We start from the raw sequence: 341 nt of genomic DNA on the forward strand, positions 1-341 counted from the left end.
GTCTTTACCGGATCACTTGCCGAGCAAGCTGGTCGCCGATGCAGTGATGCGTTTGGAGATGTTTTCCGGCGGTGTGGATATGCTGGCATCAGGCGAATTGTATGGCGGCGTGTTTGCAAGTATGTTGGCGCTGGCTGCCGAATTGCCGGACCAAACATTCGGCGGAGTATTGAAACTGAAGGCCACTTATGAAAATGCCTTTGGCGATCAATGCACTTCAGAAAGCGTTTTGGATTTGAGCATATTGAATTTTAATTTGTCAGAAATTAAATCCAATGGTGAGCAAAAGCCCCGCAAGAAATTGTTGTATTGATATTCAAAATATGCAGGCCGTCTGAAAC

The 341-nt window shown here is 46.0% G+C and carries 1 pseudogene; it reads left to right on the forward strand.

From position 1 onward, the window contains the following. Nucleotides 1-313 (forward strand): annotated as a pseudogene (locus ACTHS4_RS11725) (hypothetical protein); the annotation flags it as partial. Between the last annotated feature and the right edge of the window lie 28 nt (nucleotides 314-341).

This window comes from Neisseria sp. P0014.S009, assembly GCF_051958155.1.
Classification (GTDB): domain Bacteria; phylum Pseudomonadota; class Gammaproteobacteria; order Burkholderiales; family Neisseriaceae; genus Neisseria; species Neisseria flavescens_C.